This is a genomic window from Frankia sp. AgKG'84/4, assembly GCF_023242965.2.
Classification (GTDB): Bacteria; Actinomycetota; Actinomycetes; order Frankiales; family Frankiaceae; genus Frankia.
Map to the genome: position 1 here is coordinate 1 of NZ_JALKFU020000959.1, position 2,055 is coordinate 2,055.

General features: G+C 74.4%; 2 protein-coding genes and 1 pseudogene. 2 read left to right on the top strand and 1 reads right to left on the bottom strand.

The window, feature by feature from the left end; translation table 11 throughout:
- Both MXD58_RS26335 and MXD58_RS26340 read left to right on the top strand, forming a co-directional pair.
- Nucleotides 1-324: pseudogene (locus MXD58_RS26335) on the top strand (phosphoribosyltransferase); the annotation flags it as partial.
- A gap of 171 nt (nucleotides 325-495) precedes the next feature.
- Complete coding sequence (locus tag MXD58_RS26340) at nucleotides 496-1,287, top strand: CBS domain-containing protein (RefSeq protein ID WP_248836475.1); 792 nt, start codon at nucleotides 496-498, stop codon at nucleotides 1,285-1,287.
- Between the two features lie 45 nt (nucleotides 1,288-1,332).
- Here MXD58_RS26340 and MXD58_RS26345 read toward each other — a convergent pair whose 3' ends face one another.
- Nucleotides 1,333-2,016 carry an ABC transporter ATP-binding protein gene (locus MXD58_RS26345; protein ID WP_374616670.1) on the bottom strand — a complete coding sequence of 228 codons (684 nt, stop codon included), beginning with the start codon at nucleotides 2,014-2,016 and terminating at the stop codon, nucleotides 1,333-1,335.
- Nucleotides 2,017-2,055: the final 39 nt, after the last annotated feature.

Here is a 2,055-nt window from a genome sequence, read left to right on the forward strand (position 1 = left end):
GCGGCGGCGCTGGCGGCCGCGGCCCAGGCCGGCGCGGGCATCGCCACGGTGGTCTCCCGGGGCGGGCGCCCGGACCTGGCCTGGAAGGTGCTGCCGGCGGTACACGCGCCCACCCTGCTCCTCGTCGGTGAGCGGGATGACCAGGGGGTGGAGCTCAACCGGTGGGCCCGGCAGCGGCTGACGGGCTGTACCAGCCGGCTGGAGATTGTGCCCGGGGCGACGCAGCTGTTCGTCGAGCCCGGCGCGCTCACCCAGGTCGCGACGGCCGCCCGGGACTGGTTCCTCGAACAGCTCGCGCCGCGACCAGCGGTCCCATCGGAGTGACCACGGCGGTGTGCCGCTCGGCCGGGCCCTCCAGAAACCACCTATCGCGACGATGTGCATTCGCACTGTGAGTGGGGAAGGACGGTGGAGGGACACGTGGGGCCCGTTCGGGCGCTCTGGGTAGCGCGCGCTCGCGACACAAGGGAACGGGCCGATCGGAGGGGGAGAAAGATGGCCTACGTCGGCTCGATGATCAGCCGGCCGCCGACGACTGTCGAGCGGTCCACCACCATCGCGAACGCCGCCAGGGAGATGGCCCGGACGGGGGTCGGCGCCCTACTGGTGGTCGACAACGAACATCTCGTCGGCATCGTCACTGACCGTGACATCGTTGTGCGGGGGCTCGCCCGGGGAATCGGTTCCGATGGCCGCATCGACGCGTTGATGACCACGGAGGTCGTCACCGTCCCCGCGGGCATGGGCATCGAGCGGGCGTACGAGATCTTCCGGGATCACGCTCTGCGGCGGTTGCCGGTGCTCGATGGCCGCCGCATCGTCGGCATCGTCACCGTCGACGACCTGTTGATCCGCAGCCAGCACGAGCTGGCGGAGCTGACCCGTCCGCTGCGGGACGAGACCTTCGCGCCACAGCACGAGGCCGCCGCGCCGGTCGTCGTCGGCGCCCCGGCCGCCGGCGCTTCGACCGCCGGCTCACCCGCCGTCGGGGCGGCCAGACGGGCCGTCGCCGTCGCCGGTACCGCCGCCGCGCTGTCCCATTCCGCGGTGTTCCCGCGCCGCACCGGCGTGCTCCGGGCTCGTCCCGGCGACACGTTGATCGTCCACAGCCACGTCCCGCGCACCCCGGACCGGCTCGGCGAGATCTTCGATGTGCGCTCCGAGGCCGGTGACCCGCCGTTCGCCGTGCGCTGGGCCGACAACGGCCATGTCAGCTTCGTCTTCCCCGGCCCGGACGCCGAGATCCGCTACGCCGGCGCCCGACCCGGCCACCCGCAACCCGCCTGAGCGGGCTGGGCGCGGATCTCCGGCCAGTGGGGTCAGGGCGGCGGGTCAGCCGGTCTGGGCGAGATCCGCGCGGCGGCCGGCCTCGAGCGCGATGGTGCGGTCGGCGAGCACCTCGGCGTCCATCGGGTCGTGCGTGACGATCAGAACGGGCGCGGACAGGGCCGGCAGGACGCTGAGCAGGAAGGTGCGGACCTCCTGCCGGGTGACGGTGTCGAGCGCGGACAGTGGCTCGTCGAGGAGCAGCAGGCCCGGCTGGGTCGCCAGCGCGCGGGCGAGGGCGACCCGCTGCGCCTGGCCGCCGGACAGGGCGGCGGGCCGGCGGTCCGCCAACTCGCCGATCCCGAACCGTTCCAGCCAGTCGTCGGCCTGCTGGTGGGCCTGCCGGCGACCCTGGCGCAGGCGGGCCCGCAGGCCGAAGGCGACGTTGTCGCGGGCACGCAGGTGCGGGAACAGCAGGTAGTCCTGGAAGACCACGCCCACCGGCCGGCGTTCGCTCGGCACGAACCGGCGGGCGGCCGGATCATCGAGCACCTGGTCGGCGAGGGTGACGCGGCCCGCGTCGATCGGCAGCAGGCCGGCCAGCGCGCGCAGCAGCGTGCTCTTGCCCGCGCCGCTGCGGCCGAGGACTGCGACCGTCTCACCCGGGGCCACCTGGACCTCGACGTCCAGCACGAACTGACCGCGCCGCACGATCACCCGGGCATCGAGGCCACCAGGGGCGGCGGGCACGGCGGCGGGGGCAGCGGCCGACGCCGTTTCGCCGCGGCC